Annotated in this window: 1 protein-coding gene and 1 pseudogene; both read right to left on the minus strand. The window is 32.3% G+C overall.

All coding sequences use genetic code 11. The features are described 5' to 3' along the window. Positions 1–2,108: 2,108 nt before the first annotated feature. A complete protein-coding gene (locus BW926_RS13880; protein ID WP_076447927.1) occupies positions 2,109–3,134 on the minus strand; it encodes a hypothetical protein in 1,026 nt (341 codons plus the stop codon). Positions 3,135–3,283: 149 nt separating this feature from the next. Then, positions 3,284–4,579, minus strand: a pseudogene (locus BW926_RS14440) (hypothetical protein); the annotation flags it as partial.

Genomic DNA, 4,579 nt, shown 5'->3' on the forward strand with positions numbered 1-4,579 from the left:
TGTTGTACTATTTGCCGTAGCTACAATATCCAGTGTGGCACGAGGAGTGGTGGTATTTATTCCAACTTGGGAATAAACAATAGAGTTAATAGCCAGAAAGGCTATTACATAATAGTTTTTCATTCTTAAAAGTGTTTAATTATATTTGAAAATTATCTTGATTTAAATAATTTAATTATGCTTGCTGTTATTTATATAATTGACTAAAATATCGCGAATCTATATCTATTTTTCTATGTTAATTAATAGTTAAGATTATTCAAAACTATTTTTACCTAAAAAGAATTAAAAACAAGAACATTATCTAAATAATGACAAAAATATCTTTAAATGATTAATAAACAAGAACTTATATTTACTAAGTAAAATCAATAAATATAATTATGAATTTTTCTCAACAATATGGAATGTTATAATATTGTTTTGATATTCAAATTTAAATTTCTAGTTTAGTTCTTTTATTTATCATTTCTTTTGTATCCTCCTTTGCGGGCTTTAAGTAGTTTGATATTTTAAAAGCCCCCTCCCAATCAAAACACTAATGATGAAAAAACAAATGGAGGGGGCGATCACAACACTACTTTTAATTTCTAAATATAATCACAGATTGTGTTGATGATAAGATAATATCCTTATTAGCTTTAATGCTATTTAGTTTTATTTTAAAATTAGTAGCCAATAGCTTCTAATAACTTTCAACCTATTCTATTACGCTTGTTTAATTTTAAGTAATATTTATTTTTATTATCTTTTATTTTAACTTAAAAAAAATATTGGAGGGCGAAGATACATCTCATTAAAACGAGATTTCGTAGGATTATCATTAAATATGAACCACATTATAACTACGATCAAATAGACGAGTACGACAAGAAAATTATTATTTTATGTTAGATGATCATACTTTTATTCATAAAAAGGCCTTCCCTAAGGAAGGCCTAGTAATAAAAAATAATCAATCTAAGTATGAAAATAAATTGAGTATGTTATTTAATCATTCAGTCCTAGTACCTTTTTTACTTGCACTGAATATTAATATTTTTAGTCTAATTTTTTAATGCTGTAATTTTAATTCTTTCACCTAAAAAGTCAGTATACTTATAATTAATCATTTTGTATTGGAAAATATTGCTGAGCTCACCCAGCAATATTTTAATGATCACATGTGTCTTCAGAATCATCAAATCACTACTACTTCGAGGCAAATATAAAGCATTTAAAATCTAAAATTTATAGAACTTTTATATTGCATCGGTCATATTTTAACTACAAATTGTAAAGAATTTGATTGTTAAAGAAATTTTTCAGATGGATTGAATCCTGGAATATCAAACATTAGCTTACAAAAGATATTCTAATTTTATAGAATTTTTATAAATATAAAAAGCAATTTTAATCCAAAAGAAATAACCAAACATTAAATGTTTGGTTATAGAAAAAAGCTATAAAAATATAAATAAACTAGTAAAAATTATTGTTGCCCTTAGTATCAGGTACTCGGTTTGTATATACCTTTCTATTATTTGAGGGCTGTAATGAAAGGAAGTTCGGCTCGTTGTAAATAGATTCATATGAATTAAATTCATTTAAGGATAAGCTCTGAACATCTTGAAAAAAGAAACACGTAGCTGGTCCTCCATTTGTCAAAGCAGAGTTAGCTCCAAGATTGGGTGTTGTTAATGTTCTTTTAAAGGTGTAATATCCGGAAATTTTGATAAATCAAAACAGTATTAGGAGAATTAATCGCATTACTTACAGTCGGTGACTGGGGATAAGCTCTCCTAAATTGACTAAATTGATTAATACACCTAAAATCGTATAAGAGTTATCAGATGAGATACTCACAAAGCGGATTTCCATTGCACTATAAGGTTATATTCATAAATATATCTTCAGAATTTTGTAAGAAATTATCTTTCACAGAAAATAATTATCCCCTCAAAGACAACTATTATAATATAATAATGTATTATTAAATTGTCTTGATTCATAATAAAAATTGGAAATAAACCAGGCACATCAAGTGCCTGGTACACATTCTAAAATTAGGATAAAATGCGCTATGAGGGTAAATAAACTATATCTTGTAAAAGCTATTAAATTTTAAGTTACTGCAATTTCTCTATAAAAATTGTAATACTTGATGTTACAGCCGGAAGAACACCGGAAGCACTAAATGAAGGATATCCCACAAAAGAAACCCTATAAATTTCGTTATTTCCAAAAAGGCTTATCAATGTGGTTGCAGAATCTCTGTTACCCGGATTAAAATTATCTGAAAAATTATTCCAAGCATCCGCTGTACAATCTCGCAATACAAAAGAAGGTGAATCACTAGTACCTGTTCCTGCCTTCTGCATCCATACCGAAGCCCTGTCACTCAAACCATTAATCCTGAACTGCGGTGTTGCTACCGAACCCGTACCGTTGTACCTCACAGATATATTCCCTATTGTAGTAATAGAAGTTGTAGGAGTGTTTGTATTAATTGGAACTGTATTTCTTACATATGACAACGCCGAAATAGTGTTATTAGGTCCTATCGTCATATTACATGTATTTCCAAGAAACGTTAAGGGTACAGATATCGAAGTCGGAGAAGTAAAATCTGGTGTTCCAGAGACGGAATATGTAATGAAACCATTACCGCTATTAAGAACTCCAGGATTCAAGGTAAAAGTAAGACCGTTTTGAGTAAATGCTGATCCCGTAAAATAGCTTCCTCCATTCCCTCCGGAATACGGAATTGTAATTGTTCCGCTATAAGGTACTCCAGATGCAAAGCTTAGAGGAAATACAGAACTTCCGTTACAATTGAGAGCTGTAATGGCTGGTGCAATAGTGGAGTTATTATTTATTGATCTCCACTCGGTTCCATTCCAAAAAATAAACCCTTTAAATGCTAAACCGCCCAGTCCCGTATTATAAGCCATAAGCCCGTTTGCAGGAGATGGTATTGTTACCTGATCTGTGGGGCTTGTCAATGCTACTCTGGGAATAAGTAGTCCTTTATTATTAGACGTTAGATCCAATACTGATGAAGCATGCGGATTAGGTGTATTGACACCAATCTGGCCATAGAATACAGAAGAAATAAGTAATGTATTCGTTAAAAAAAATAACTTTTTTTTCATGGTTAAATAAATTTTTAGTTAAATAATTGCTAAAGTTTATTTATTCTTTAGCAATTATTGGTCATCAAAGTGTTGATAGAATCTTTTTTTGTAATTATAAAATAATATCTTAATCTTATAGATATCTAATTTAACCTATACATATTAACTTATTGGATAAATAAATTAACTGTACAAGTAACTCCATTCACATTAATTGGGAAACTTGCCGTTCCTGGATGAGATGAAGGAGTTCCGGTAAGAGCAAGAATTAACGAACCATTACCAGCAGGGATAACAGATGTCGTTGTGGATAAAGCCATACCTGTTACGCCTTGTGATGAAACACTAAACGGTGTTAAAGGACCTCCACTTCCTCCAGTATAAGGTAAGTAAATAAAAGTTATAACACCTGATCCATAGTTAGTTATAGTAGAAGGGGATACACCTGGGCAATTAAGGGATAAAGTACCAACACTACTGCATGGTGTCATATCATGCCAAGAACTATTACTGTACCCTTTAAAACATTTTTGATCATTTACATAAATAAACATACCTTCGGCAGGAGTCGCTATAGCAGCAGTATTAGCAACACGATTAGTCATAAATGCTTGATTGTTTGTTCCCAAGTCTAAACTAGCATTGGTATTTGGCGTCGTAGTTCCAATACCCACACTTCCGTTTGCTTGTACTCTTAAATATTCTATTTGATTAGGAGCATTACTAGTATTTGAATACATAACCCTAAATACCGGATTTGTTGCAACTAATGGATACACTCCGTTCACCATGACAAGTCCCTGATTATTATTGCTTTGTATTTCCAATCCTTCCTGGCTAAAAATTCTTGGCGAACTAGTGACAGGATGAGTTGAAGATCCGGTAATTGTTAAACCTGTACCCGATGAAGCCGGTATTACATTGAAATCACCTCCGGTAAAAGTAATCGGATGCGCTGCTTGGGTTACCGTCCTGTTGGTTGTCAATGTACCATTAGAATTGTAAATATTGTTACTTGCTGTAATGGCATCTTGCCAGCTTGCAAGACCATTTGCATCACTCACTAATATTTTCCCTAACCCTTGGGTTCCGTCTGCTATTTTAACATTTCCGGCTACATCCAGATTTGCTGCTGGTGCCGTTGTTCCAAGATTTATTCCCAATTTTTTCCCGTAAAGAGCCATACCTGGTGCATCATTTACCGTCTGTGATGAAGCATGAAACTGAAGCACACCAGGACTTACTCCTAAACCATAAAAATCAGTGCCTGTAGTATTATTATACACCGCAAACTTTTTACCTGCAGGATCTGTAATGGTAGCCCCTGCTGTTGTACCCAAATCTAATTTATTACTAGGTGTTGCTGTACCAATTCCCACATTACCATTAGAATGTATTCTCATTCTCTCATTCGTGTTAGAGTTTGCAACTCCTGTCCAGAAAGAAATTACACCATTGGTAAC

This window comes from Chryseobacterium sp. RU37D (assembly GCF_900156075.1).
Lineage (GTDB): Bacteria > Bacteroidota > Bacteroidia > Flavobacteriales > Weeksellaceae > Chryseobacterium.